Source organism: Williamsia sp. Y712, from assembly GCF_059445525.1.
The window spans coordinates 587,183-611,578 of the sequence record NZ_JCAIUN010000004.1 but is presented as its reverse complement, the minus strand read 5'-3'; the positions used below and the strand labels follow the sequence as shown (position 1 = coordinate 611,578).

Below are 24,396 nucleotides of genomic sequence, written 5' to 3'. Positions count from 1 at the left end.
GCGTGGGACATGGGCGGCAACGACGACAACGAACGCGAATCCGGCACCCCCGAGGGTGGCGGATTCCCGAATCAACCAGACGCCGGTGGTCCCACCGGGTCGGCGGGATGGGGGCCGGGCGGCAACGACCCCTACGGCCGCACCACATCGTTTGATCCCCGATCTGCGCAGCCGCCTTCGCCTTACGGGCAACAGACCGGCAATCCCTATGGCCCGCAACCAGATCCGCACCCGCAGGGCGCACATGCCGGACAGCAGTCGCCGTACCCCGGATTTGGATCACACAACCCGACAAGCCAATTCGGCGCTCCGGGAGATCCTCGCTCGGCCGGTCCGCAGTCGTATCCACCGGGGTCGGCGCCGGCCTCCAGGCCTGGCGGCCGGTCGGGTGGATTCAAGACCGGGATCGCCATCGCTGCGGTGGCCGTGGCATTGGTCGCCGGTGGTGTGGGAGGTGTGGTCGGGGCGAACATCGCCGATGACTCATCGGGCTCTTCGAGCAGCGAAGGCATTCTCGGTGGCGATCGAGACAATACGCAACCGGTAGCCGCTCCTGAAGGGTCCGTACAGGAGGTGGCGCAGAAAGTGCTCCCGTCGGTGGTGTCCATCAAGGTGATCGGCAGCCAGTCGGCAGGTTCGGGCTCCGGTGTGGTGCTCACCGAGGACGGCACGATCATGACCAACAATCATGTGGTCTCCGGTGCCGGTTCCAACCCTGAGGTCATTGTGGTCTTCAATGACGAAAGCACGGCCAGCGCAACGATTGTCGGGGCCGACACCATCTCCGACATCGCGGTGATCAAGGTCGACAAAACCGGACTCACCCCGATCCAGATCGGCACCTCGGACAATTTGGCGGTCGGCCAGGAAGTCATCGCGATCGGTGCACCTTTGGGTCTGGACGGCACGGTGACCACGGGCATCATCAGTGCCTTGAACCGGCCGGTGTCGACACAGGGCGCGGAAAGCGGTCAGGCATCGGTGATGGATGCGATCCAGACCGACGCGGCGATCAACCCGGGCAATTCCGGCGGTGCGCTGGTGAATGCGAACGGGGCACTGATCGGTATCAATACGGCCATCGCCAGTCTCTCCGAGGGCGAGACGGGTGGCAGCATCGGCCTCGGCTTCGCCATTCCCGTCGACCAGGCGATCCGGGTCGCAAACGAGCTCGAGAAGACAGGCAAGGCCACCCAGGCAGGACTGGGGGTGTCGGTGCGTTCGGGTTCGCCGTCGGCCGACGAGCCCGGTGCGTTGATCAGCGAGGTGCAGCCAGGTAGTGCAGCGGCGGATGCCGGCATCCCGAACGGGGCATTGGTCACCAGGGTAGACGACCGGGTCATCTCCTCGGGCGACGCCCTGATCGCTGCTGTTCGGTCATACGCACCCGGCGACAAGGTCAAAATCACCTACGAGGTGAATGGGCAGAGCAAAACAGTCGACGTAACCCTTGACACCCTGAATACCGGAGGCGGATAGCATCGTGAAATTCCCTGACCTGACAATCAGCGATCCGAAATCGACTGACACTGCGGTGGGCGGACGACTCCAATCGGTGTCGATCATCCCGACCGATAGAGTTCCACTCGGAGATAGTGACATCTCCGACCTGGGGATCGGCGAGGCCGATGTGGTTGCGGCCGATGCCGCGGCTGCGCGGCTTGCCGCCCAGGCGGGAGTGATCGAGGCGGAAGGAATTCAGATGAGGTCGTTGAACTTGGCCGAAGAGGATCTGGGACGGGCTCTGGTGGTCATCGTCGACGATCGCGCCGCGCACGGTGAAGATCAAGCCCTGATCGGGCCGTTGGTCGGAGAATTGCTCGAAGAGGCCGGTTTTCACGTGGACGCAGTCGTGGCCGTCGAATCTGACGAGGTCGAGATTCGTAACGCGCTCAACACCGCGGTGATCGGTGGCGTCGACTTGGTGATCTCCGTCGGCGCGGTCGGTGTCGGTGGACGAGATGTGGCTCCGGAAGCGACCGCAGACCTGCTCGACCGCAAGCTGCCGGGCATCGAAGAGGCCTTGCGTAGTTCGGGTCTGGCGGCGGGCGCGATGGACGCCGGTTTGTCGCGGGGATTGGCCGGCATCTCCGGGCAGACGATCGTTGTCAATCTCGCCAACTCCCGGGCCGCCGTCCGCGACGGGATGGCCACCATCACGCCGATGGCCAAACATCTCATCGCCTCGATCTCTGACTTCTGAATCAGGTTGTCGTGGCGGAGAAATCGGAAGGCAAACGCTCATTGTCGCGTGCGGAGTTGGACAAAATCTTCGGCGACGAACTGCCTGCGACCACCCGCGACGAGCGCTCCGACGGCGGGTGTGACGAAGCTCACAGGGGCGCGAACAGGCAGTCTGACGATTGGTTTATCGCCAATCGGCCGCCACATCACGAGTGAATAGCGTTTTAATCACAGCCCGGTCCTGCGGTTTAACGGATTGGTAACCGAATTTCATCCAGTATTGACAACTACCGCTGCACGCCAGCGAATCCCGGTGTTTAGGACACGCTTACTGCTAACTGTTGCTTGCATTCGCCCAGCGCACTAACGTTCCGCTCGATACGTCCAGTACCAGTGCGGGGGCTGGAAGTGTCCCGCGATGCGCCCCCGAGGGTGTTCGTGGAAGGACTGAAACGTACGGCTGGAATTAACTTCTGGGAAACGTTGGGCATGCCGCCCGTTAACGCATCCCGTGGATTATTCCGACCAACCGTCAGGTCACTTCAGGCTCACGATTTGGTTGAGTTTGGATTACACAGCAATCCTGTGAGAGGGAACGAATGAGCAAGTTCAGCATGTTCGGTCTACGCCGCATTGTCGGCGCTGGAGCCATTACCGCGGTTGCTGCCATCGGCTTGGCCAGCATGGGCGCCGGAAACGCCGCCGCAGGCCCGCTGGCTTCGGGCAGCAAGGTCACTGAAGGCATCGATGGCACCGTGATCAAGATCGAGCGCACCGGCGAGAGCGCTTACCCGGTTCCGTCGGTGGCCAACAACGGCGCAGGCCGCGCCGCAGAGGTCAACGGCAAGGTCAAGGTCTACTCGGGCGGCTCGGCGGGAACGCTGACCACCGGCTACATCGTGGGCTGCCAGGTCGACATCACCGGATTCTCGGGCGGTCTCGGGGCTAACCTGAACGTTCTAGCGTTGTCCGGTGGTGTCTCAGGTTCGTTGTCGATCCCGCTGAATCCGGGCCAGGCTGTTTTCGTGTCGCTGGGCAGCAAGGACTTCGACGGAACTGACGCGTCGATCCAGTACAAGAACCAGAGCATCGATGTGCAGCAGTGCGGTGGATACGCCCAGGCACGCGCCTTCTCGACCGTCGTCACCAGCGGTGACTTCGTTGTGAAGTCGACCCTCTACGGCCAGCCGTTCAGCCTCAACTGATCGTCGGCAGATAATCCCGCCCAAGTTTTGAAACACTTTTATCTGCCGCAAGCAGATTGATATTTCCGTAAGGGGAATCATGAAGAACACAACTTCGCGTCGTATCGCGGCGGCCGCCGGTATCGCCGGTGTCTCCGCTGTGGCGCTCGCCTCGATGGGCGTCGGCGCCGCTTCCGCCGGACCGCTTCCCGGTGGCAAAACCACCCAGACCCTCGACGACGGCACCTCGGTGACGGTCAGCCTGTTCGGCGAGAATGTCAGTTACACCCCGTCGATGGCTGCTGTCCCGACCAGTCGCAACGTATGGATGGACGGCAAGATTGCCGTCAACGTCTCCGGTGGTGCCGAAGGCGGCACCATTGAAGCTGGTTACCTTGTTGGCTGCCAGCTCCAGTTCGGTGCCTCCGCTGGGGCCAAGGGTGGCATTGGTGGAGCTTTCCCGGAGACCCCGGGTGGATCTTTCAACGTTGCACCTGACGAAGGCAAGGGCGACGCAGGTTTCACGCTTGCGCCCGGTGAAGCCAAGTCGTACCCATTCTTCGATGAGAGCAACGGCAGCGGCTTCGAATTCGAAGGTGCATCAGGTGGTCTGGTTTATAGCCAGGAGACCATCGGAATTCCCAGCTGCGCCGGATTTGCTGAGGCCAAGGCCTACGTGAAGGTGACCGTCGAGACCGAATCGACCACCGGCATCGTCACCCTGTGGGGCAAGCCGTTCAGCATCGGCTGATAGCAAGCCTGCTCGACAACTGAATATCAACGAAAGCCGGGACGCCACAAGGTGTCCCGGCTTTTGTTGTTCCATGCTGGGTTTGGTGTTCCGTTTCGAATGGCCTCGTTGGCGCTGAATCGTGAGTGCGAGCGGAGTTTCGTACTCGCGCCGCATTCTTGTACTGGCTTACACAGTTCTTCGTGTCGCCGGTGCAGTTGTGGCCGTGAAATCGGTCAGCGGCGTGAGACAGGTCGGGAAGAACAAACCGCCCGCACATAGAATGTGCGGGCGGTTTGTTTGTCGTTATGGGGGAAGCGAATTATTGGCTGTGCCGTCCCGGGCCGTCTTCGGGGCGCTCGGGCGGTGGCCCGTAGCCCGGGGGAGGGCCGGTCAGCGGATCGGGTCGGTAGCCGGGGTTCTGTGGACCGTAATCGGGTGGCCCGTACTGGGGTGGTCCCGGACGCTGTGGCGGCTGATTCGGGTTGTAACCGGGAGGTGGGCCTGTCGGTGGTTGGTAGCCCGGTTGGTAGCCGGGCGGAGGACCGCTCAGCGGATCATTCGTAGGCGGTCCCGCCGGTGGCTGGTGGGCAGGCGGAGGGTTCTGCGAGTACGACGGCGGACGACCGGCCTGTTCGGGCTGCTGGGCCGAGAACTTCTGGGTGCCTGCCTCCGATGCGCCGAGACCGCCGGCAGCTCCGGCAGCGCCCACCAGGGGCGCCGACGCGTGGCCCTCGTGGGCCCGCTCGATGTAGGCGTCGTCCTTATCGGTCTGTGTGCTCTTGGCCGCAGCGATCTTGGCCTTCTCCTCCGACGGATCTTTGCCTTGCAGAATATCGCGGATCTCGGTGAGTAATTCGGATTCAGACAAAGCGACCGCGTCGTCGCCGTCCTTGGCCGCGAACGCCTTCAATTTTTCGTAAGGCATCACAATAACGAAATACACAATTGCGGCGATGATCACGAAGTTGATGATTGCGGTGATCAATCCGCCGATATCTACAAACGTCTCGGAGTTGCCGTCGCGAATGGTGAATCCGAGGCCCTCTGCCGCATCTGTCCCTCCGAGTGAATTGATCAGAGGTTCAATGATGTTGGTGGTGAACGCAGTCACAATTGCGGTGAATGCTGTACCGACAACAACGGCGGTGGCCAGGTCGACGACGTTTCCCCGCATGAGGAAGTCTTTGAAACCCTTTAACATGTCATGGTCCTTCCCACCTGGGAAAACGCGCATATACGTGGGTACATTTTTCGATCTTAACCATCTATCGACCTCGATCGTGGATGGAACATGCGGATTCAATGAAAGACCACGGTGATCGGCGCGGCGAGCGTTGCGACCGCGACGCGGTGCGCATCCCGCTCGGGCATGGCCAAAATCGTCGGTCGGGTATCTCGGCCGGATCGCACTGTGCTGGGTGCGAATACAAGCGCCACCACGGCGTTCTTCACCAGAACCGTTGGAGTTGAGGGTGCTTCGCCATCGTTCGACTCGTCGATGCTCAGGACGTCCACCACGTCGCCCTCGCGGAGAAGGTCCACGATGGACGAGTCGGACAAGGTGACCGGGACGAGGCGGGCGTCGTCGCGACCCAGCAGGGCAGCGGGCAGGCGACTCGACAGCACGCGGGTGTCGGTGAATATCTCACCGGGATGAACAGGGCCGGTGACTGTTTGTTCGACCAGGTGCGAGGGATCGGTGATCGCGCCGACGGGGATCGCGGCCGCGTCGACTCGGCGGACCTCGAGGTCCGCGGAGGTCAGATGGATGCCGGGTGCGATCTCGCGGGCGGCAACGACGACCGACTGCAGCTCTTTGTCGCGCTGGGCGCTCAGGGCGGCCACGATCGCGATCACCACCAAAGCCGCGGCGCAGATCCGTCGGAGCAGGAGAGCGCGCGTCCAGCCGGGGCGAAGTGCATGCCTCAGGCGGTCGAGAGCGGTGGGTTGAAGCGGGTTGCGGTCGGCCATTGGCCGAACGCTAGGTCACTGCCGGTGGCGAAATCCGGTGCGTGCGCGCCTGCCCGGTCGAACTGTGGGCAGGCGCCGCCACTGTGGACAAACGCCGGTGTCAGGAGGCTGTTGCGGCCGGGGTGCTGGGGGCCGAAGAGCTGGTGGACGAGCTGCTGCCCGAGTCGCTCGACGATGACGATGACGACGACGAGGTCGATTCCTTCTTGCTGGAGGAGTCGCTGGAGCTCGCTTCGCTGCTGGTCGACGTCGACCGGCTGTCGTTGCGGTAGAAGCCGCTGCCCTTGAAGACAATGCCGACGCTGTTGAACAGTTTGCGCAGCTTACCGGCACATTGTGGGCATTCGGTCAGCGAATCGTCGCTGAACGACTGCACGATGTCGAAGCGGTTATCGCACTGTGTACAAGCATACGAATAAGTGGGCACCGAGGACCTCCGGAAGTATTTAGCCGAGAACTTTGTGGATTCTACAGCGCAGTTGGCACTCTAGGTTAACGAGTGCCAGGGTCAAGTTGTTCCGAGGCGGCGAAAGCCGTCTGACGGCGTCAGGCTCCAGCCCATCGGCACGTCCAGATCGTCTGCGGGGATCTCGTCGAGGACCTCATCGTCGTAGACGACGGCCACCAGGCGTTCGGTGTCGACCGACGGGATCGTCCGGTCGTAATAGCCCGCGCCCCGACCGAGGCGGACACCGCTGCGGTCCACGGCCAGCGCCGGGACCAGGACCAGATGGGCGGTGTTGATGATCTCGCTCGGCAAGGTGGCACCGGCGGGTTCCAGCAGGCCGAACCGACCGGTTGTCAATGAGTCAGGACCGTCGTAGTCCGACCAGCCCAGCGGTGCCGGCCGACCGGGGCTGACCACGGGGAGCAAGACCCGGTGGCCCTGCTCGCGAAGGGCGTCGAGCATGGCGACGGATCCGGGTTCGGTGCCGACCGGGACGTAGGCGGCAATCGTGGTGACTTTTTCGTCGGCCAACTGGCCGGTGTCGTCCAGATGGGCGATCCATGTCACAAGCCGGGCGTCCGCCGCCCGTTTAACCTGCGGTGACATATTCTCGCGAACCCTCTGTAGGTGTTTTCGCAAAGTAATCTTCGTAAAATTGATGGGTGCAGCCTCTCATCCGAAGCGTTCTGCCGATAGGTTTATCCCTGGATGCCGTTATTAAGCAAAGTAGGGTGGAAAATGATTGATGCGAAGATGAGTCCGACTGACGAGATGGAATACGAATCGGTCCCCGGAACACCCCCTATTCCGAGGACCGCAATAGTGCCTGCCGCCGGTTTGGGAACACGCTTTCTGCCCGCGACCAAAACGGTCCCGAAAGAGCTTCTCCCGGTTGTTGATACCCCGGGCATCGAGCTCGTGGCCGAAGAAGCCAAGGCGGCCGGCGCCGAACGCCTGCTGATCATCACCTCGCCGGGCAAGGATGGCGTCGTCGCCCACTTCGTCGAGGACCTCGTTCTCGAGCACACCCTGGAGTCGCGCGGCAAAGACAAGATGCTGGCGAAGGTCCGCAACGCGCCGTCGTTGCTGGAGGTCGCCTCGGTGATCCAGGAAAAGCCACTGGGCCTCGGCCACGCGGTCGGCTGCGTCGAAGCGCAACTCGACGACGATGAGGATGCAGTCGCGGTGCTGCTGCCCGACGACCTCGTGATGCCCTCGGGTGTGCTCGAAGTGATGGCGCGGACCCGCGCGCGGCGTGGCGGCACCGTGCTGTGCGCGATCGAGGTCCCCACCGACAAGCTCAGCGCCTACGGTGTCTTCGATGTCGAGGAACTGCCCGACGCCATCAATCCGAATGTCATGAAGCTCAAGGGCATGGTCGAGAAGCCGAAGGCCGAAGATGCGCCGTCGAACTATGCGGCAGCCGGTCGGTACATCCTCGACCGCGCGATCTTCGATGCACTTCGTCGCATCAAGCCGGGTGCGGGCGGCGAGTTGCAGCTCACCGACGCGATCGCGCTGCTGATCGAAGAGGGCCACCCGGTCCACGTGGTCGTGCACCGCGGCACCCGTCACGATCTCGGCAACCCTGGCGGTTACCTGAAGGCCTCGGTTGATCTCGCCCTCGACCGCGACGACTACGGTCCCGAACTTCGGGAGTGGCTCGTTCAGCGCCTTGGTGTCTAAGGTCCGCCTGAGAATTTTCGACAACGCGCCCGAACTGCCGGGCCGGTGAACCGATTCGGCCGTCGAAACCCGCTAACGTCATGTCTTGCGTGTGTGCAGACTCCCGTGCCATACCGGCTCACGTGGTCAGGGCGGGGTGAGAGGAGATGATCGGTGCGTTCGGTGGAGGATCAGCTGAGTCGGGTGACCGCTGCAGCGGTGGCACCTCGGCCGGTGCGGGTGGCGATCTCCGAATCGCAAGGTCTTCTCTGTGCCGAGGATGTGACGGCTGATCGGCCGCTTCCCGGTTTTGATCAGTCGGCCATCGACGGTTACGCGGTGCGCAGTGTCGATGTCGCCGAAGCCGGCAGTATCGCCGGCGACGACTCCGAGTCGCCGGGGGATCACGTGATCGTGGTCCTGCCGGTGGTCGGGGAACTCAAGGCCGGGTCGCGTACGCCGACACGGCTGCAACCGCGGCAGGCGGTCCGGGTGGAAACGGGCGCTCCGCTGCCGACCCTCGCGGATGCTGTGGTCCCGCGCCGCTGGACCGACGGCGGTCTTCCGAAGGTGCGTGTCGGTCATGCGGTACGCAGCGGCCAGTACGTCCGTCATGAGGGCGCCGATGTGCAGCCCGGTGATGTCGCCGTGCGGGCCGGGACGATCATCGGTCCGGCCCAGGTGGGTTTGCTCGCCGCGGTCGGATGCGAGCGGGTTCTGGTGCACCCCCGGCCCCGGCTGTCGGTGATCTCGATCGGTGGCGAACTGGTCGACATCGATCGCACCGCAGGCGGCGGGCAGGTCTATGACGTCAACAGCTATGCGATCGCGGCGGCCGCACGTGATGCCGGTGCGGACGTGAACCGGGTCGGCATCGCCGACAGCGAACCGACGCAGCTGCGCGAAATCGTTGAAGGACAACTGATTCGGTCCGAGATCGTTGTCATCACCGGTCCGGTCGGTGGCGCTGCTTCGGAAACGATCAGGGAAGCCCTTGCCGAACTCGGCGAACTCGAGATCACCAGAATTGCGATGTATCCGGCGTCGGTCCAGGGTTTCGGACAGCTCGGACGGGACGAGGTCCCGACATTTCTGCTGCCGGCGAACCCGGTCAGCGCGCTGGTGGCCTTCGAGGTCATGGTGCGGCCACTGATCCGGATCGCGATGGGCAAGCGTCAGCCGATGCGCCGGGTGGTGCGCGCGCGGACCGTGGGTGCGATCACCTCGGTCGAAGGTCGTCGCGGATATCTGCGAGGGCAGCTGATGCGCGACGAACAGACCGGCGAGTATCTCGCGCAGGTGATTTCCGCACCCGATGGCGGTTCGCATCTTCTGGCCGGGCTGGCCGAGGCGAATTGTCTGGTGATCATCGAACCCGAGGATGTGGAGTTGCGGCCCGGCGACGAGGTTGATGTGGCTTTCCTGGCTCAGCGCGGGTAGGACTGCAACTGTGCGTTCCTGGACCAGGGGGGATACGTCGCGGCGAGGGTGGCCGGCAAAGTTGGGACCGATCGGCGTGGCGGGTGGCACCGTCACGGTGCGGCCGGTCCGGCTGCGTGACGCGCGGGCGTGGAGTCGGCTGCGGATCGAGAATCAGAACTCGCTGATGCCGTGGGAGCCCACCGGTAGCGGGTTGTGGTCGGCGCGGCACAACCCGGCGGCCTGGCCCGGATTGCATTCCGTGCTCCGGGCCGAGGCAAGAGCCGGGAACATGCTGCCGATGGTCATCGAGCTCAACGGCGAATATTGCGGACAACTCACGGTTGGCAACATTCAGCGCGGTGCGCTGCGCAACGCCTGGATCGGCTATTGGGTCGATGCTGCGGTCACCGGTCGTGGTGTGGCCACCGGTGCCCTTGCCCTGGGCGTCGACCACTGTTTCTCGACCGTGGGAATGCACCGGCTCGAAGCGACCGTTCAGCCGGACAATGCCGCGTCGCTGTCGGTGCTACACAAAGTGGGGTTCCGCGACGAGGGGTTACTCAAGCGCTACATGGATGTCAACGGATCGTGGCGCGACCACATCCTCTTGGCATTGACCATCGAAGAACTGCCCGGCGGTGCCGTCGAAACGCTTGTGCGCGACGGGAGAGCAACGCGCTGACCTCGCCGGACCAGTGCTCTGGTCAGTCGAGGAAGTTGGATGTTTTCTGGCGGTACGTCGACACGATGTGGCCACCTGAAAAGGTCTGGACGTCTTCGAGGGCGAACTGCGTCGGGTTGAACCGTGTGTCGAACGCGGGACGCCCCGCACCGGCGACCACGGGGTACGTCTTGACCACCAGCACATCGATCTGGGGGAGTAGCTGACCGGCGAGATTTCCGCCACCGGCCAGGTAGATGTCCAGGTCGGAATCCGCGTATTTGAGCATGTCGACAGAGGCGGCGGGATCACCTCGGATCACCGTGATGGCTGGATCGTCCACGCGCAGCTCCCGGGACACCACATATTGGTTGAGGTGCGGGTACGGGCTCGTGATGTTCTGGGCCAACGCCGGATCGTAGGTGCGACGTCCCATGATGATGCTGTCGAATCTGGTCAATGGTCTGTCGGCGATACCGGCCTGCGCACGTACATGTCCTGGCAGAGCGTCTCCGAACTCGTCCAGCATCCACTGCATGTAGTCGTCGGAGATCGGATAGAAGTCCACCTCGTCGTCGGGTCCGGCGATGTAGCCGTCGATCGAAATCCCGATGTAGTACACAAGCTTCGGCATACGCTCCACTTTCGATCGATCTGGGCTACCGCTGACGTTAGTGGACTCGGCACGGCGTGTTCGACTGAATTCGACGATGCCTATCACGAGCTGATCCAGTCGCTGCACACTCTGTGCTCAGTCTCGACAAATCGAGGGGTTGTCGGCGCGTCTTCGCTGCTTGAACAGGCTATGGCCATAGCCTGGCTTGGAGCGCTTGTTACTGGTGTGACAAACGCGCACTCGACTGATTGGTCGAGCGAGGTTGCCGAAGGGAAGGAGCTGCCCATGCCGAACTCGCTGTTGTGGGTGTGTCTGGTGGCGATCTGGCTGTTTGTTTTGGTGCCGATGGTCGTGAAGTCGCGGCCGACCGTGCGCAAGACATCTGATGCAGCGCTGGCAACGCGCGTGCTCCACCGCGGTGGCCGGACCATTGCGAAGACCAAACGACGCATGGCCTCTGGCCGGCATCCGCACGACGCCGAATGGGAACCGCCGGTTCGCGAATACCGCAAGGTTGTTGCGAAGGGTGGAACCGGCACGGCCGTCAAAGAAGCCGACGTTGATGTCACCGAGGTCGACGAGGACGTTGACGTCGTCGACACCGAGGCTCCTGAGGTCGACAAGACCCCGGTGATGAAAAAGGTTGCCGTCGAAGCCGATTCTGCCGCTGATGTCGTTGATGCCGAGGTCGAGGACGACGCCGATACCGACATCGAGGCGAAAGCCGACGATGAGGCAGAGGTCGATGCTGACGTTGTCGACGAGGCTGACGATGTCGAGACCGCCGCAGCCGACGAGGACGATTCCGTCGCTGAGGTAGAAGACGACATCGAGGCCGAGATCGACGAGGACTCCGAAGAAGCCGAACTCGAAGACGGCGGGCTCGACGAGGCCGACCTCGAAGACGCTGAGTACGACGACGATGAGTTCGAGGACGACGCCGAATACGACGACCACGAAGATGACGACGCCGACGAGGAAGTGGCCGAAGACAATTCGGCCCGCCGAGCCCGCCGCGGCGGCTTCGACCCGGAAGCCGATCGTGAACGCAGCGACAAGCGCTACCGGTTCCGTCAGCGTGTGATGGCACTGCTGGGTGTCTTGGCTCTGGTCAGCATGCTCGCGGGCGTGATGGTCGGAACTGCCGGCTGGGTCGTGGCAGGCCTGTTGGTCGCCGGGCTCGTCGGCTACATGTTCTTCCTGCGCCGCGCAGTGCGCAACGAGCAGCGGATCTACCAGCAGCGGATGCGTCGTCTGGCCCGTGCCCGGCGTGAGGAAGAACAGCGTCGCGCACACCCGGAAATCGACCCGCGCGCCAGCATTCCCGCCCGCCTGCGCCGGCCCGGAGCGATCGTTCTGGAGATCGACGACGAAGATCCGATCTTCGATCATCTGCCCCGCTACGTGCCTGCCGCGCGCCTCGAAGACATCGACCGCGACCATTCCTACCGTCGGGTTGTGGGCCAGTAACGACCCAGTGTTAACCTGTTCAAGTTGCTCGCGAGGGCAACGAAGGGGCTATAGCGCAGTTGGTAGCGCGTCTCGTTCGCATCGAGAAGGTCAGGGGTTCGATTCCCCTTAGCTCCACTCTATCTTTGCAGTTCAGGTGCCATTTTAGCCTACTGTTGTTAGTTTTCCGTTTGGCTTACCGTCCGCAGTTTGTCCGCAGAATTTCTCGTCGGCGCCGGTTGTGGCCTTGTTTGGTGTCTAATTCGTCTCGAGACTTAGCCTGACAGATCACCGCGGACGCGCGGATCGTGAAGGGTTTTCCGTGCTCAGGCTGGATATGTCGATCTGAAATTATGCCGGTCGACGCGATTGTTTGGTTCTGACATCGTGAGGTGCGATTAACGGCGCCGTGTGGACATTCTCGTGTTCTCCTGAGACGTCGGCCAAGGTGTCGAATTGATAGTTCGGGACCCGGAGTAGCCCGGCGCGGCCGGCGGTTGTTCCAGGTTCATTTCGCGATGAGTGCGGTGATTTCGTCGACGGGCAGGCAGAAGTGCGCAGCGTGGCGCTCGTGATCTTCCGGGTTGCCCCACACCACGCCGTTGGCGTCGGTGACCGCGCGGTTGATGTTGACTAGCCGTCGGGTCATGTCGAAGCTGTGTGGGCATAGTGCGGCCATCTCGGCCAATCGGGAGTCCGGTGTGCGAGGGGAAACAGGATAACGATGGGCATCCAATCCCGATTGCGTCGGCTAGTGCGGGTATCTACGAACGACGCAGTGGGGGAGCGGTATTCGTGTTTGCCCCGGTGGATGACTATGCGCGGTTTCGGCGCTGCGTAACCTCTGCGTACCGAGTTACGTGCAGACTCCGCCTCGGTCGAAATCGGAGAATCCGCCACTCAAAGTGCTTGACCCCTAGAGGACTCGCGGGTGTGGTTGATAACCGCGCTTTCCGGCGCCTGCGCTAAATCCAATTAGCGCAGACGCCCAGCCACTCACCTGGCTCGATGCGTGACCGATGCGGGTGGTGCAACCCGTTAGCTTGATCCGACCTCTCACATAGGCCGGGCGTGGGACCCGAACGGTTTGTCTCCGGGCAGGGACTTGCAATCTGCGCCCTGACTGTGCGCCTCGTATCTGCACCTGGCGCCATCAAATCTCGGCTATTGCTGTGACCACCACAGCATGGCCCGTTCAGCGCTCGCTTCGGCGCGGGCGCGTTCGTCGCCCATGCCGACGAAGAGGTTGACCGCCAGGGGACGCAGCACCATCGCTACCGGGTCGGCGAAGTGAGCGAAGTGACCGGCGATTTCTAGGGTGACGAAACCGTGTACAGCGCTCCATAACTCGGCCGCGATCTGGCTGCTGTGGATGGGCGAGACCCGACCCGACTGTGCCAATCGCTCGCAGGCGTCAGCGAGCACTGCGTACGCGGTCGCGAATCCGTTGGCGGTCTTGTGTTCGGGGGATCCGACGTATCGATAGGTGCCTCGGGTCGACAAGCCGAACATCATGTCGTAGAGGTGGGCGTTGCTTTGGGCCACGCTGCGGGTGGACAGGGCGATGGCGAACAGCTGCACCCCGGGATCCGCGTCGGCGTGGGAGGCGGCCTCCATGGCTGCTGCCAGATCTGCATACCCGTGGGCCACCACATCCTGCAGGAGTTCTTTCAACCCGCCGAAATGGTGGTAGACGGCGATGGTGGAGATCCCGGCGGCGTCGGTGATCGTCCGAACTTTTAACTGCTCAGGGCCGAACTGAGCCAGCAGATCTACGGTCGACCGGATCAGGCGTTCACGTACCGAGTCGTCGGGCTCGGATTGGTGTCGCTCCTGCGCGCTTGCCACCAGGACATGGTTTCACACCGTCGGCGATGGGCCTTCTCGGCTAAGCGACCCCGGCCTCGGTGGCAGTGTCAATCCTGCTGTCGCCGTGTTATAACTTCATTATGCTGACCCTGCGCCAGTCCTCGACCAGGTCTGTCAACAAAACGGCCGTACTGATCACACTGTGCTTGGCGGTGTTCGTCGTGAACGTCTCGACGACGATCATCAACATCGCGCTGCCGACGTTGGCCACCGAGATCGGTGCGTCGACTCGGGATCTGCTGTGGATTGTCGATGCGTTCAACCTGGCGTTCGCGGCACTGGTTCTGGCGGGCGGTTCGTTGAGTGATCGATTCGGCCGCCGGCCGCTGCTGCTCATCGGTTTGGGGGTGTTCCTGATCGCGTCGATGGGGGGTGCGCTGAGCAGCGATTCCACGACGCTCATCGTGTGGCGGGCGGTGGCCGGTGTCGCCGCGGCGATGGTGTACCCGGTGACCCTGTCGATCCTGGCCAACGTGTTCACCGAGCGCTCTGAACGGGTCAAGGCGCTCGGTTTGTGGGGCGCTGCCACGGGCCTGTCCGTCGCGGTCGGACCGGTGGTCGGAGGTGCGCTGCTCGAATCATTTTGGTGGGGTTCGATTCTCGTGTTCAACGGCGCGGCCGCAGCGGTTACGCTGCTGTTCGCTCTGCGCTTCGTGCCTGATTCCCGCGACCCGGCTACCCCTCCGCTCGACTACGTGGGGCTGGTCTTGTCGACCGTTGCGCTCGGGACGCTGGTCTACTCGATCATCGAGGCGCCCGATCGTGGGTGGGCGTCGGTCCCGACCCTGGTTGGATTCGCGGTCGCCGCAATTGTCCTGATCGTGTTCGTGCTGCACGAGATCCGGGTGGAGCATCCGATGCTCGACGTGCGACTGTTCACGAACCTGCGCTTCACCGCGGCGAGCGGCGCCGTCACGAGTGCGTTCTTTGCGCTCTTCGGCTTCATTTTCCTGGTGACGCAGTACTTTCAGTCGGTGCGCGACTACGGGGCGCTCGAGACGGGTGTGCGGATGTTGCCCGTTGCCGGGTCGATCGCGGTCGCCTCGATGCTCGGCCCTCGTATCGCGGTCGTCATCGGCTCGAAAGTTGTTGTTGCGCTCGGTCTGGTGTCGCTCAGCGCTGCCTTCGGGTGGGCGTCGACGCTGTCCATCGACACCGGGTATTGGAGCATCGTTGGGCAGATGGTGTTGCTGGGTGCGGGTATCGGATTGACGAGTACGCCTGCAACAGAGGCGATCATGGGTGTCGTGTCGCCGGAGAAGGCGGGGATGGGCTCGGCGGTCAACGACGCCACCCGCGAATTGGGTGGGACGCTGGGTGTCGCGGTCATCGGGTCGGTGGCGCTTTCGGTGTACCGCGACCACCTGCACACCGGGTCACTTCCAGAGCAGCTACAGGAACCGGCACGCGAGTCGGTGGGAGCGGCCCTCGCAGCGTCCGAACAGGCCGCAGCGACGCTCGGACAACTCGGCGCCGACGTGGGAGCACGCTTGGCCGACACCGCGCGCCTGAGTTTCGTGGATGGCTTCACCACCGGTTGCGTGGTCGCGGGCGTGGTGACGGCCGTCGCGGCAGTGCTCACTCTGATCTACCTGCCTGCCCATCCCACTGCACCGGTTGGTGGCGACCCCGACAACAACAACGCGAAGGCGCCGGAGAACCCGTCAATGGTAGACGGATAGCCCCACACTTCGCGCGGGATCAATTATCGTGCAACGTGTTTCGTGTCGTTTGGATGCCATTGTTGATGGCGCCGGACGGACGGCCTGTGGAAGGGGCTCACGACGACCGGGAACACGACGTTACCGAGTGAATCTGCGTGAACCCAGGCGCTGCCTGGCGCGCATCGTGTCTTTGGTGATCGGTACCTGGCCGAGGGCTTTGGCAAGCCCGATCGGTGGCATGTCGCCGTAGATGGTTTCGCTGGCGGCGACCTCATAGGTCTCGTGCCAGATACCTACTGCGGCAACGGCCTTCTTCTCGCGTCGAAAGAACGCCTTCTGCGCCGGTCGGTGCAGGCGTGCCGCATCGGCTGCGTACGCGTATAGCGACTCGGTGTCCCGCCAGTACTGGATGGACGTCCCTCCGTCCTTGCCGAACACGGTGCGGTAGCCGAGTAGGCCGGAGTCCGGGTCACGCGAGAGTTCTTTCACCATGCGGTACTGCCCGACAAGAACAGGCAGCCACGCATCAACACGCCAGATCTTGTTCATGCGCATTCCCAGGAGAAACACGACCACGTTGTCGCCAGACGTACGATCGTGGGTCGTTTTAACAACCGTCATTTCACGCTCCAGTCTCGATAGTCGAACCCGATCCATCGACTATAACTTCGTTACATCAAAGCGCGCGGGTGATTTGGAGACTTGAGTTGTGTGTAGACACCGTGAGACGGGATGTGCGTGCTCCGACGGACGGATTCCATGTGGTCGGCATTTACCTGTGGTTAGCGGTCGTTCCTACTAGGAAAAGTGGACATGTGGCGAATGGCTGTACTGATAGCGGCGATTGCTCTTGTAGGGGTCGGATGCTCATCAGAGGACAGAACCAAGAGCTCGTCTCCTCCGTCGACTCCGAGCTCGACAACGACGACGACATCTGCAGCGCCATCCACGACGACGACGTTCCCGCCTCTGCCGACCCCCGCTCCCGAGCAGGCAGTTGCAGAGCCGACATACGAGGCTCCGGCCACCGTCGAACCGGAGCTCGCTGTTCAACCGGTGATTCTCGGTGACTACTACTCAACCCGGGGTGCTTCGGCGCCGACTACAGACGGGTTGACGGCGTTCTGCGCGCCTGGCCGGGACGGACGCATACGTGGGTCCCCGACACCGGGGTAGCGTCAAACCCGAATGCGCGGGAACAGCTGTCGGGCAATCCGCTGATTGCGCCGGGCGATATCTGTTACGACTTGTCCGCGACCGCCACTGATTCGCAGGGCCAGATGTTGTACTGCAATCCATTTTCCGATGAGGAAGGCGCCGTCAACGTCCTGCGCTGGAATCTGACGCCCTGACCTAGGTCGTTGGATCTCGCGTCAGGCCACTCTTACCGAATTCTCACAAAAAGCGTGCTACTAAAACCCTCCCAGCAATCTTTGAACTGTTTTCACGTTGGCCCCGGCGGACACCGCAATGCTGCCATTTCGCCCCACCGCAAAGCGGTGTAGGCCAGGAAACGAATAACCTCGGTGTTGCGCAAGGCCGCAAGCCTTGTGTGCAGCGGTATTCGGGCGCCGCCGTCGAGTTTGGGGAGCCGGCACCACAATCGTTCAATGTGACCTTCGATGGCTACTTCGCCACTGTAAGCCACCACGGGCGCCGGCCTCTGAGGTGAGGATGCCCGATTTGACGAGCGGTTGACGTCGCTTCTTCAGAGATTCGGGAGGCAGGTCGAATACCTCGGGCGCGGCGTCTGATCGACAACGGTGCGACGGCTTCCGGCCACCTCAGTCACGGGCAGTAATGCGGTCCCCACTCGAGACCTTCACCCATACGCATAAAGGGGATAGTGCACATCCCGGTAGGGGTGGTCGATGGGCTGCGGTTGTGCGGATGGGCCGGCGTGCAGGTCGTTCGACAGGGTGGGCAGACAACGAACACTGTGTCTTCACATGCAGTTGGGTTCGTGGTCATTTGTCTGTCACAAGAAAAGGTTACTTTGCAATCCTAATAAGTTGATTGTGTGTTGCGTACTTTGTCAACCGATGAATTGGAGTTCGAAATCAGTAGGTCGCATGGTGTGTCGAGAAGGGGCTTCTTGGGAGCCGTTGGGGTTGTGGGTATTGCCGGTGCTGCGTCCGCGTGCGCTGGGTCCAGCGCTGGGGAAATTCCAGATGCAGGCGGTTGGACGCCTGGAAGTCCGCGTCCGTTTTCTATTCCGAACCGACCCACGGAAAACCTGAAGGAACTTGCTTCCAACGAAGGGTTCTGGGATGCCGTCCGGGGCAACTACAAAATCGATGGCAGCATTGTCAATTTGGAATATGGGTTCTTTGGGCGAGCCGCGAACTATATCGAGGACACATTCTTTGACAAGTCGCTATTGATCAACACGTCGAACTCGAACTACATGAGGAGTTCGTACCCTGATGACGCCGAAGCTGTGCGCGCCCGGGTTGCGAGCGTCGCCGGAGTTGGTGTCGATGAGATCGCCCTGACCAGGGGAGCAACAGAGTCACTGCAACTGCTCATCACGAACTACAAGAACCTTCGACCGGGCGACGAAGTCCTCTATGCCGACCTCGACTACGACTCGATGCAGTATGCGATGAATTGGCTGCAGGACCGTCGCGGAGTCCTCGTGCGGACCATGAACATCCCCGAACCTGCGACACATGACTCGGTCATGGACGCCTATCGAGCCGCACTGATACAGTATCCGGCCGTGAAACTGGTTCTCGCGACCCATATCTCGCATCGAACCGGGCTGGTCATGCCGATCGCGGAGATCACGGAATTGGCCGAATCCCATGGTGCAGATGTCATTGTCGACGCGGCACACTCATGGGGCCAGATCCCCTTCGACCTGCCGGACCTCAAGGCGCCATTTGTCGGCCTCAACCTGCACAAGTGGATGGGTGCACCGCTGGGTTGTGGTGCGATGTTCATCCGCAAAGACCGGCTGGGCGACATCGATCGCGACCTTGCCGACGAGGACAACGGCCCGGATGATATCCGCTCCAGGGTGCACACGGGGACCGCCAACTCGGCGAACTATCTGGCGGTTCCGGCCGCGCTCGAGGTCCACGAAGCCATCGGAGCGGATGCCAAACAGGCTCGTGTCCAATATCTTCGGGACTTGTGGGTGAACGAGGTCGCCGGCCTGAACCGTATGCAGGTGCTGACTCCCGACGACCCGTCCATGTATGGGTCGTTGACGTCCTTCCGCATCGAGGGAAACACCACCAGGGAACAATCCACGGCTATCGTCTCGTGGCTGCGTGATGAAAAGGGCATCCTCACGGTGCGCCGTGGTGGCGTCGACAAGGGTGACGTCATTCGTGTGACGGTCGCCCCGTGGACCACCCCCGACCAGTGCGAGCAGTTATCGTCGGCGCTCAAGGAGGCGGTGACGATCTTCTGATGCATCGTGACGCCACGTCACTTCGCGTCTTCGTCGAGAATCGGTGCCATGGTTGCGGGGTGTAGTAGTTCAGGCCGCTGTGTCGGTGTTCGGTGGCGTAGGTGGGGAGAAACTGGGTGGTCCAGGTGCGGCGATGTGGTAGAAGGTGCGTTGCGAACATCCGATCACACCTTGGTCGAAGGCAAGCCAATAGGTTTGTACCGCAGACAGATTGGTATTCTTCTATTCGTCTAGGACAGCTGCGATGCGTTCGCGTTCGGCGGGCGATTGTGCTGCGGGTTGGTGGCGCTGGTTCTGCGGTATCGGTGCGGTGACCGGCCGATAGTTCTGGTAGCTGCGGGTGATGCGGTAGAACGTGGAGCGGGCCAATCCGGTCAGAGCGCAGTCACCCGATTGAGCCCACGGCGTTCGCCGGGCTCTCGCCCGGCGAGCGGTCCACAGCGACTCAGGCAAGCTCGTCAGGTTGCGGGTTCAGTTCGAGAATGCGGTCGACTGCGTCGTTGCCGAGGGTGACGAGTGTGGCCACCAGCTCGGCACGTTCGAGCTTCACGTCGCCGCGCAGCCAGAGCGCCACCCCCTCGGTGGTACCTCCGACCAGCACGCGGGCGATGAGTTGGGCTCGCGGATCGTCGGCCCGGTTGCCTGCGAGCAGGGTCAGCAGCTGGGTGACGAAACGGGCCACCGCGTGATCTCGTGCTGCGCGGAGCCCGCGGTTGCCGGGGGCCTCGAGATACAGACGTGCGACCCGTGGATCGTCGAATGCGGTGAGGATTTCTTCGACGGCGACTTCGATCAGTCGGGCTCTCGGTGCGTCCCTGTCGAGTTCCGCGGATGCTGCTGCGATGCGGTCGGCTACCTGCGCGAGCACGTCGGTCAGGGTTTCGCCGGTGAGGTCGTCGAGATTGGAGAAGCTCAGGTAGAGGTGCCGTTTGGAGACTGATGCACGCTCGCAGATCGCCCCCACACTCAGCGATTCGATGCCACTCTCGTAGTTGAGGTCGAGGACGGCCTCGGTCAGCCGGTGTCGGCGCGATAGGCGTCGCTCTGTGGCGCTTTGTCCACCGTAGGGCCGCCCAGCGGGCTCGGTCGTTGGCGTCACCTGCTCATAGTGCCATTGCGGGCGTCGACTGTTCCAGGTGCAGGTCCACACGTTGACGAAGAAACAGTGTGCGATCTACCCTAAGTGAAACCGAAACGATACGGTTTCAGAATGGAGTCCGGATGCTGTGCTGCACGATCTTGCTGCTGCTGATGGTTGGTCTGCGCAAAGTCTTCCTCGTAGCCGGTTCGTGGGCGGGGCGGGAGGTCTCGCAGGTTGCCGCGATGCCGCCGGCCGCACGGCGGGTCGTTACGCCGGAGCTGCCGGTGTCAGTGGCGGTCCAGCGATGAGCGCAACGCCGGCCTTGCGGACCGGTCGGTGGGTTCCGGCGCGTCTGTTGCCGCCGTCGCGGCCGCTGCTGTCGCCGGTGACCCGTGGCAAGTTCCGCAGAGTTGCTGCGGTGTACGCCCTTCTGTGGACTGGCGGATTACTGGTCGCAGCCATGGGCAACCATGTGGCCGGCGTCGCGGCCATGGGGTTGCTGTTCCCCGGCGGCGGTCACCTGGCATCGGGTCATGTCGCGCACGCGGCGATGGCGTTGGCCGCATTCGGGCTCGCCGTTCTGGTGTGGTGGATGATTGGTGCGGTCATCGCCCCGATCATCGTATGGCTGGCGTTCCTACTCGAAGCGGCAGTCACTCATTCTCATGCCCACTTGTCGATCACCTGGATCGCGATCACCGCCGGCCTGGTTCCGGGTGTGGTCGTGGTTGCGTTCGGTGTGCACGTCCTGCGTCACCGCCATCAGGTGGCGATCGCGCGGTCTCTGAACACCGAACTGGCAGATGTCACGTATTTTCAAACCGCGGTGCCGTCGTCTCCCGAACCGCCAGTCGGTGAAGCCTCGGCGGACGACTTGGCGCATCTCCGCTTTGCGCTCGACCTTGCGTTGCAACCGTTGTCGGAGTTCGCCGGTTTTGATCGCCGCGACCAGTTCCGTGAGGCGGCTCTTCGTTATCAGCTCAGCGTCTTGGGCTACGCGCTGTCGATGTACCGCTACACGCGGACCCCGGCGTTTTCCGGGTATCTGGCCGAAGCGCAGGAGAGGTCGATCCTGAAAATGGGGGACAAGCGGGTCTGGGGCTACTGGGCGCTGGAAAATGCCTGGGGGCGACTGTCTCTAGGTCGAGATCCGGTCAACAACAACGACAACGTGATGCTGACCGGGTGGCAGGGCGCCGCAGTCGGAATGTACGAGAGTTTCGGCGACAGCAGGTTCTCGCGTCCAGGAGGGCTGACCTACACCTGGTCCGACGGACAGCAGTATCGGCACGACTTTCACGACCTCGCTGAGTCCATCCACCGCAATATGCACCGGTCGGCGTACACACTGTTCTCCTGCGAACCCCGCTGGATCTACCCCGTATGCAACACCTTTGGGGTGAATGCCCTCATCGCCCATGACCGACTACACGGTACGAGTTTTCATGCCGACCTCGACGAGGCCATCGCGCGTGCGTACGAAGACGAATTCGCGCGCCCGGACGGAAAACTCATCGGTGTTCGTAACGAGAGCCTGGGGCTGTCATGGAACATCTGGGCGAGCGAAGGTGTCAGTCTCCCCACGACCTATTGGATGAACGCCTTTCTGCCCGATCAGGCCCATCGGGCGTGGTGGCTGACGAAACGGGATTCGTTGGAATTCGACGGGGAGCGTTTTCTCCTCCCGCGGACAGCGGCCAACCGATGCGATGCCGGCAATTACTCCTTCGGTAGTGACTCGTTCTCCCAAACCTTTCTCTCGCTGACAGCGCGCGAGATGGGAGACAACGAGATCGCCGACACCGCATTCGCTTACGTCGATGAGAAGGAACACGTCGAATGCCACGCCGGCGTCGCGCGGTATGCAGGATTGTCCACGCAGGGCAACCTGTACTCGCTGCTCTCACGGTTCGCGCGGCCGTCGGCCAATCGCGACTTGATCGGCGCGGGCCTACCCGGCCATTGGCTTTCGGGCCCCCGTCTCGCCAGCGCAGCGTACCCGGACGTTCTCGTCGCCCGCGCCGTCACCGATGGCCGGGCACTGGACCTTGTTCTCTATCCCGGCAATGGCGGCACTCGCGCAACGCTGGTGGTCGATCAACTCCAGCCGCACCGCCGGTATACGGTGCCGGGATCGCTCGAAGCGACAGTCGATGCAGACCACAACGGCTGCGCCCGAATAGATCTAGACGTCGAGGGACGCACCGTCGTCCGAATCGAGCCGACCTCATGACACTGCGCCCCGGCTACCTCGTGTCTCGGCAGATCGAAGAAATGGATCCGGTCGCCGATGCTGACGAAATCGCAAGGCTGTCGCTGGTGACACTGCACGGCAATCCCGCACTGACCTATGCCTTGTTCACCGTCGCGTTTATGAAACAGGTCGCGGTACCGACCATGGCTCGAATTCTGCACCGCCGCGGAGGTGGGGACATCATGCAGTTCCCGGCCCAACGCAACGACGACACCCTGCTGTTCTTCGGGCAACTGCTCGATCACGGACCGACTTCCCCGACCGGACGAGCGTGGATCGATCGCCTCAACCAGATTCACGCACATTTCCCGATCCGCAACGACGACTCGCTGTACACGCTCTCGACCCTTGCTCTCGATCCCCACCGGATCACCTCCGACCTCGCGCATTCGCCCTTCACTCCAACAGAATTGGAGGCGCAGTGGCACTTCTGGCGGTCGGTGGCCGAGCTGCAAGGACTCCACGGCGTGCCCGAAACACGCGACGGACTTCAAAAATGGGCATCGTCCTACGAGCAGCGCGAGTTTGCATCGAGTAGTGAAGGGCGCGCCGTCGCGAGATCTCTCATCGACGCCTTTGGGGACCGTGTTCTGCCCGGGTTCCTGCGGAAGCATGCGGATCAGATCATCGCGGCCTTCTGTCCACCGAATCTTCGCGACGTCCACGACTTGCCCCACCCCTCGCGGGCATTGCAACTCGCGACGCGAGTGGCAGTCGCCGGCTATGCGCGGTCCACTCCGATACGTCTGGTCGACCTCGACCGATCCATGGTCGAGACCTTTGGTGTCCGGAAATACGGCGAGCGAAAGCCGTCAGAAGTTGGCTACCGACGGTCGACGCGCGGCAGTTGACGGTAGCGACGGTGCCGCTGCTGCCAGTTGAAGGATGGCCAGCCCTCGCCGGACAAGATGTTCGGTGAGGGCTTGCCGGTGTCAGCAGCCGATTCTTCACTCGCTATGTCGATTTTCGACCGGTCGATTGTCAGAGCTGGTTTCAGAGCTCCGGACCGCCGGGTAGGCCGGCATGGTAGTGCCCGGCGGTCCAACCGCCGTCGACTGCGATTTCGGCGCCGCTCATGTAGCTGGCTTCATCGCTCGCGACAAACGCGGTTACGCGTGCCACCTCTGGCGGTTCGCCGATGCGGCGCAACGGAACCCGGGCGTAAGCGGCAATGAGCGTGTCTCCGGTTTCGCCGGTCGGGTTACCCATCGGTGTGTTGATTCCGCCAGGGTGCACGGAGACCACTCGGATCACCGGTCCCAACTCCAGGGCCTGCGCTTTCGTCAGACCGCGAACCGCCCATTTGCTGGCCACATAAGGACTCATCCCGTTGGTGCCTCGCAAACCGTCCAGCGACGAAATATTGACGACGACACCTGAACCGGATTCCCGCATGGTGGAGGCGACAGTCTTCACCCCCAACATCGAACCCATGATGTTGATCGAGAACAATCGCAAAATCTGTTCGGGAACAACGTCTTCGACGCCGACGAAATATTGGATTCCGGCGTTGTTCACGAGAACATTTACCTTCCCGTGCGACTGCAGAGTATGCGAAAGTGTCCTTTGCCAGTCGGATTCGTTGCTGACGTCCAAGCTGCAGTACGACGCTGCATCACCCATCTCGGCGGCGAGAGTTCGACCCGCATCTTCGGCAACATCGGCGATGACGACCTGGGCACCCTGTTCGATCATCACCCGGACTGTGGCCGCCCCCATGCCCTGTGCGCCACCGGTGACAATAGCGACTTTTCCTTCTAACCTGTTCACTTCG

At 62.4% G+C, this 24,396-nt stretch carries 24 protein-coding genes and 1 tRNA gene; 14 read left to right on the top strand and 11 right to left on the bottom strand.

Annotated features, from left to right (window positions below; all coding sequences use genetic code 11):
* Positions 1 to 9: 9 nt before the first annotated feature.
* The 4 genes from AC1D75_RS26030 (at position 10) to AC1D75_RS26015 (ending at position 4,119) form a co-directional block, all read left to right on the top strand.
* Positions 10 to 1,479 (top strand): trypsin-like peptidase domain-containing protein, encoded by a 1,470-nt coding sequence (locus AC1D75_RS26030; RefSeq protein WP_495518197.1) that lies wholly within the window; start codon positions 10 to 12, stop codon positions 1,477 to 1,479.
* A 76-nt stretch (positions 1,480 to 1,555) separates the two neighbouring features.
* Positions 1,556 to 2,203, top strand: coding sequence for a MogA/MoaB family molybdenum cofactor biosynthesis protein (locus tag AC1D75_RS26025; RefSeq protein WP_495518427.1), 648 nt, complete (start codon positions 1,556 to 1,558; stop codon positions 2,201 to 2,203).
* Between the two features lie 580 nt (positions 2,204 to 2,783).
* The gene (locus AC1D75_RS26020; protein ID WP_495518196.1) at positions 2,784 to 3,389 is read left to right on the top strand and encodes an MspA family porin; all 606 of its coding nucleotides are present in this window, start codon (positions 2,784 to 2,786) and stop codon (positions 3,387 to 3,389) included.
* A gap of 79 nt (positions 3,390 to 3,468) precedes the next feature.
* On the top strand, positions 3,469 to 4,119 hold the full coding sequence (locus tag AC1D75_RS26015; RefSeq protein ID WP_495518195.1) for an MspA family porin: 651 nt from the start codon (positions 3,469 to 3,471) through the stop codon (positions 4,117 to 4,119).
* 301 nt (positions 4,120 to 4,420) lie between these two features.
* On the opposite strand, the gene mscL is transcribed toward AC1D75_RS26015, so the two are convergent.
* The 4 genes from mscL to AC1D75_RS25995 all read right to left on the bottom strand — a co-directional run bounded on the left by mscL (position 4,421) and on the right by AC1D75_RS25995 (position 7,159).
* The gene (mscL, locus tag AC1D75_RS26010) at positions 4,421 to 5,302 is read right to left on the bottom strand and encodes a large conductance mechanosensitive channel protein MscL (protein WP_495518194.1); all 882 of its coding nucleotides are present in this window, start codon (positions 5,300 to 5,302) and stop codon (positions 4,421 to 4,423) included.
* Positions 5,303 to 5,400: 98 nt separating this feature from the next.
* The gene (locus tag AC1D75_RS26005) at positions 5,401 to 6,072 is read right to left on the bottom strand and encodes an SAF domain-containing protein (protein WP_495518193.1); all 672 of its coding nucleotides are present in this window, start codon (positions 6,070 to 6,072) and stop codon (positions 5,401 to 5,403) included.
* 100 nt (positions 6,073 to 6,172) lie between these two features.
* Positions 6,173 to 6,499 (bottom strand): FmdB family zinc ribbon protein, encoded by a 327-nt coding sequence (locus tag AC1D75_RS26000; protein ID WP_495518192.1) that lies wholly within the window; start codon positions 6,497 to 6,499, stop codon positions 6,173 to 6,175.
* 81 nt (positions 6,500 to 6,580) lie between these two features.
* A complete protein-coding gene (locus AC1D75_RS25995) occupies positions 6,581 to 7,159 on the bottom strand; it encodes a 5-formyltetrahydrofolate cyclo-ligase (RefSeq protein WP_495518191.1) in 579 nt (192 codons plus the stop codon).
* Between the two features lie 114 nt (positions 7,160 to 7,273).
* Between AC1D75_RS25995 and AC1D75_RS25990 the strand changes: the two genes are divergently transcribed.
* From AC1D75_RS25990 to AC1D75_RS25980, 3 genes are all read left to right on the top strand, one after another.
* Positions 7,274 to 8,206, top strand: coding sequence for a UTP--glucose-1-phosphate uridylyltransferase (locus AC1D75_RS25990; protein ID WP_495518190.1), 933 nt, complete (start codon positions 7,274 to 7,276; stop codon positions 8,204 to 8,206).
* A gap of 153 nt (positions 8,207 to 8,359) precedes the next feature.
* Positions 8,360 to 9,625 (top strand): molybdotransferase-like divisome protein Glp, encoded by a 1,266-nt coding sequence (gene glp / locus AC1D75_RS25985; protein WP_482137687.1) that lies wholly within the window; start codon positions 8,360 to 8,362, stop codon positions 9,623 to 9,625.
* Between the two features lie 61 nt (positions 9,626 to 9,686).
* Positions 9,687 to 10,289 carry a GNAT family N-acetyltransferase gene (locus tag AC1D75_RS25980; protein WP_495518189.1) on the top strand — a complete coding sequence of 201 codons (603 nt, stop codon included), beginning with the start codon at positions 9,687 to 9,689 and terminating at the stop codon, positions 10,287 to 10,289.
* 22 nt (positions 10,290 to 10,311) lie between these two features.
* Here the strand turns inward: AC1D75_RS25980 and AC1D75_RS25975 are convergent, their stop codons facing one another.
* Positions 10,312 to 10,902, bottom strand: a complete 591-nt coding sequence (locus AC1D75_RS25975) for a dihydrofolate reductase family protein (RefSeq protein WP_495518188.1) — start codon at positions 10,900 to 10,902, stop codon at positions 10,312 to 10,314.
* A gap of 267 nt (positions 10,903 to 11,169) precedes the next feature.
* On the opposite strand from AC1D75_RS25975, the gene sepX reads away from it, so the two are divergent.
* The gene (gene sepX / locus AC1D75_RS25970) at positions 11,170 to 12,354 is read left to right on the top strand and encodes a divisome protein SepX/GlpR (protein ID WP_495518187.1); all 1,185 of its coding nucleotides are present in this window, start codon (positions 11,170 to 11,172) and stop codon (positions 12,352 to 12,354) included.
* A gap of 44 nt (positions 12,355 to 12,398) precedes the next feature.
* Positions 12,399 to 12,471 (top strand) — tRNA-Ala (locus tag AC1D75_RS25965).
* Positions 12,472 to 12,841: 370 nt separating this feature from the next.
* On the opposite strand, the gene AC1D75_RS25960 is transcribed toward AC1D75_RS25965, so the two are convergent.
* Positions 12,842 to 12,982: a hypothetical protein gene (locus AC1D75_RS25960; RefSeq protein WP_495518186.1), complete on the bottom strand. Its 141-nt coding sequence runs from the start codon at positions 12,980 to 12,982 to the stop codon at positions 12,842 to 12,844.
* A 515-nt stretch (positions 12,983 to 13,497) separates the two neighbouring features.
* Positions 13,498 to 14,181 carry a TetR/AcrR family transcriptional regulator gene (locus AC1D75_RS25955; RefSeq protein ID WP_495518185.1) on the bottom strand — a complete coding sequence of 228 codons (684 nt, stop codon included), beginning with the start codon at positions 14,179 to 14,181 and terminating at the stop codon, positions 13,498 to 13,500.
* A gap of 101 nt (positions 14,182 to 14,282) precedes the next feature.
* On the opposite strand from AC1D75_RS25955, the gene AC1D75_RS25950 reads away from it, so the two are divergent.
* The gene (locus AC1D75_RS25950) at positions 14,283 to 15,884 is read left to right on the top strand and encodes an MFS transporter (RefSeq protein WP_482137716.1); all 1,602 of its coding nucleotides are present in this window, start codon (positions 14,283 to 14,285) and stop codon (positions 15,882 to 15,884) included.
* Positions 15,885 to 16,004: 120 nt separating this feature from the next.
* Here the strand turns inward: AC1D75_RS25950 and AC1D75_RS25945 are convergent, their stop codons facing one another.
* Positions 16,005 to 16,487, bottom strand: a complete 483-nt coding sequence (locus AC1D75_RS25945; protein ID WP_495518184.1) for a DUF4188 domain-containing protein — start codon at positions 16,485 to 16,487, stop codon at positions 16,005 to 16,007.
* A gap of 1,399 nt (positions 16,488 to 17,886) precedes the next feature.
* Here AC1D75_RS25945 and AC1D75_RS25940 point away from each other — a divergent pair.
* A complete protein-coding gene (locus AC1D75_RS25940; RefSeq protein WP_495518183.1) occupies positions 17,887 to 19,287 on the top strand; it encodes an aminotransferase class V-fold PLP-dependent enzyme in 1,401 nt (466 codons plus the stop codon).
* 222 nt (positions 19,288 to 19,509) lie between these two features.
* Here the strand turns inward: AC1D75_RS25940 and AC1D75_RS25935 are convergent, their stop codons facing one another.
* Together AC1D75_RS25935 and AC1D75_RS25930 are read right to left on the bottom strand one after the other, a co-directional pair.
* Positions 19,510 to 19,740: a hypothetical protein gene (locus AC1D75_RS25935; RefSeq protein ID WP_495518182.1), complete on the bottom strand. Its 231-nt coding sequence runs from the start codon at positions 19,738 to 19,740 to the stop codon at positions 19,510 to 19,512.
* Positions 19,733 to 20,386 (bottom strand): TetR family transcriptional regulator, encoded by a 654-nt coding sequence (locus AC1D75_RS25930; protein WP_495518181.1) that lies wholly within the window; start codon positions 20,384 to 20,386, stop codon positions 19,733 to 19,735. Before AC1D75_RS25930 ends, AC1D75_RS25935 begins: the two co-directional genes overlap by 8 nt.
* A 122-nt stretch (positions 20,387 to 20,508) precedes the next feature.
* Between AC1D75_RS25930 and AC1D75_RS25925 the strand changes: the two genes are divergently transcribed.
* The 3 genes from AC1D75_RS25925 to AC1D75_RS25915 are packed head-to-tail and all read left to right on the top strand — an operon-like array spanning position 20,509 to position 23,473.
* Positions 20,509 to 20,676 carry a hypothetical protein gene (locus tag AC1D75_RS25925; protein WP_495518180.1) on the top strand — a complete coding sequence of 56 codons (168 nt, stop codon included), beginning with the start codon at positions 20,509 to 20,511 and terminating at the stop codon, positions 20,674 to 20,676.
* Entirely contained in the window at positions 20,673 to 22,601 is a 1,929-nt protein-coding gene (locus tag AC1D75_RS25920) for a linalool dehydratase/isomerase domain-containing protein (RefSeq protein ID WP_495518179.1), read from the top strand. Before AC1D75_RS25925 ends, AC1D75_RS25920 begins: the two co-directional genes overlap by 4 nt.
* The gene (locus tag AC1D75_RS25915) at positions 22,598 to 23,473 is read left to right on the top strand and encodes an oxygenase MpaB family protein (protein ID WP_495518178.1); all 876 of its coding nucleotides are present in this window, start codon (positions 22,598 to 22,600) and stop codon (positions 23,471 to 23,473) included. The genes AC1D75_RS25920 and AC1D75_RS25915 overlap by 4 nt, the downstream gene beginning before the upstream one ends.
* A 142-nt stretch (positions 23,474 to 23,615) precedes the next feature.
* Here AC1D75_RS25915 and AC1D75_RS25910 read toward each other — a convergent pair whose 3' ends face one another.
* Positions 23,616 to 24,392, bottom strand: coding sequence for a glucose 1-dehydrogenase (locus tag AC1D75_RS25910; protein ID WP_495518177.1), 777 nt, complete (start codon positions 24,390 to 24,392; stop codon positions 23,616 to 23,618).
* Positions 24,393 to 24,396 lie beyond the last annotated feature (4 nt).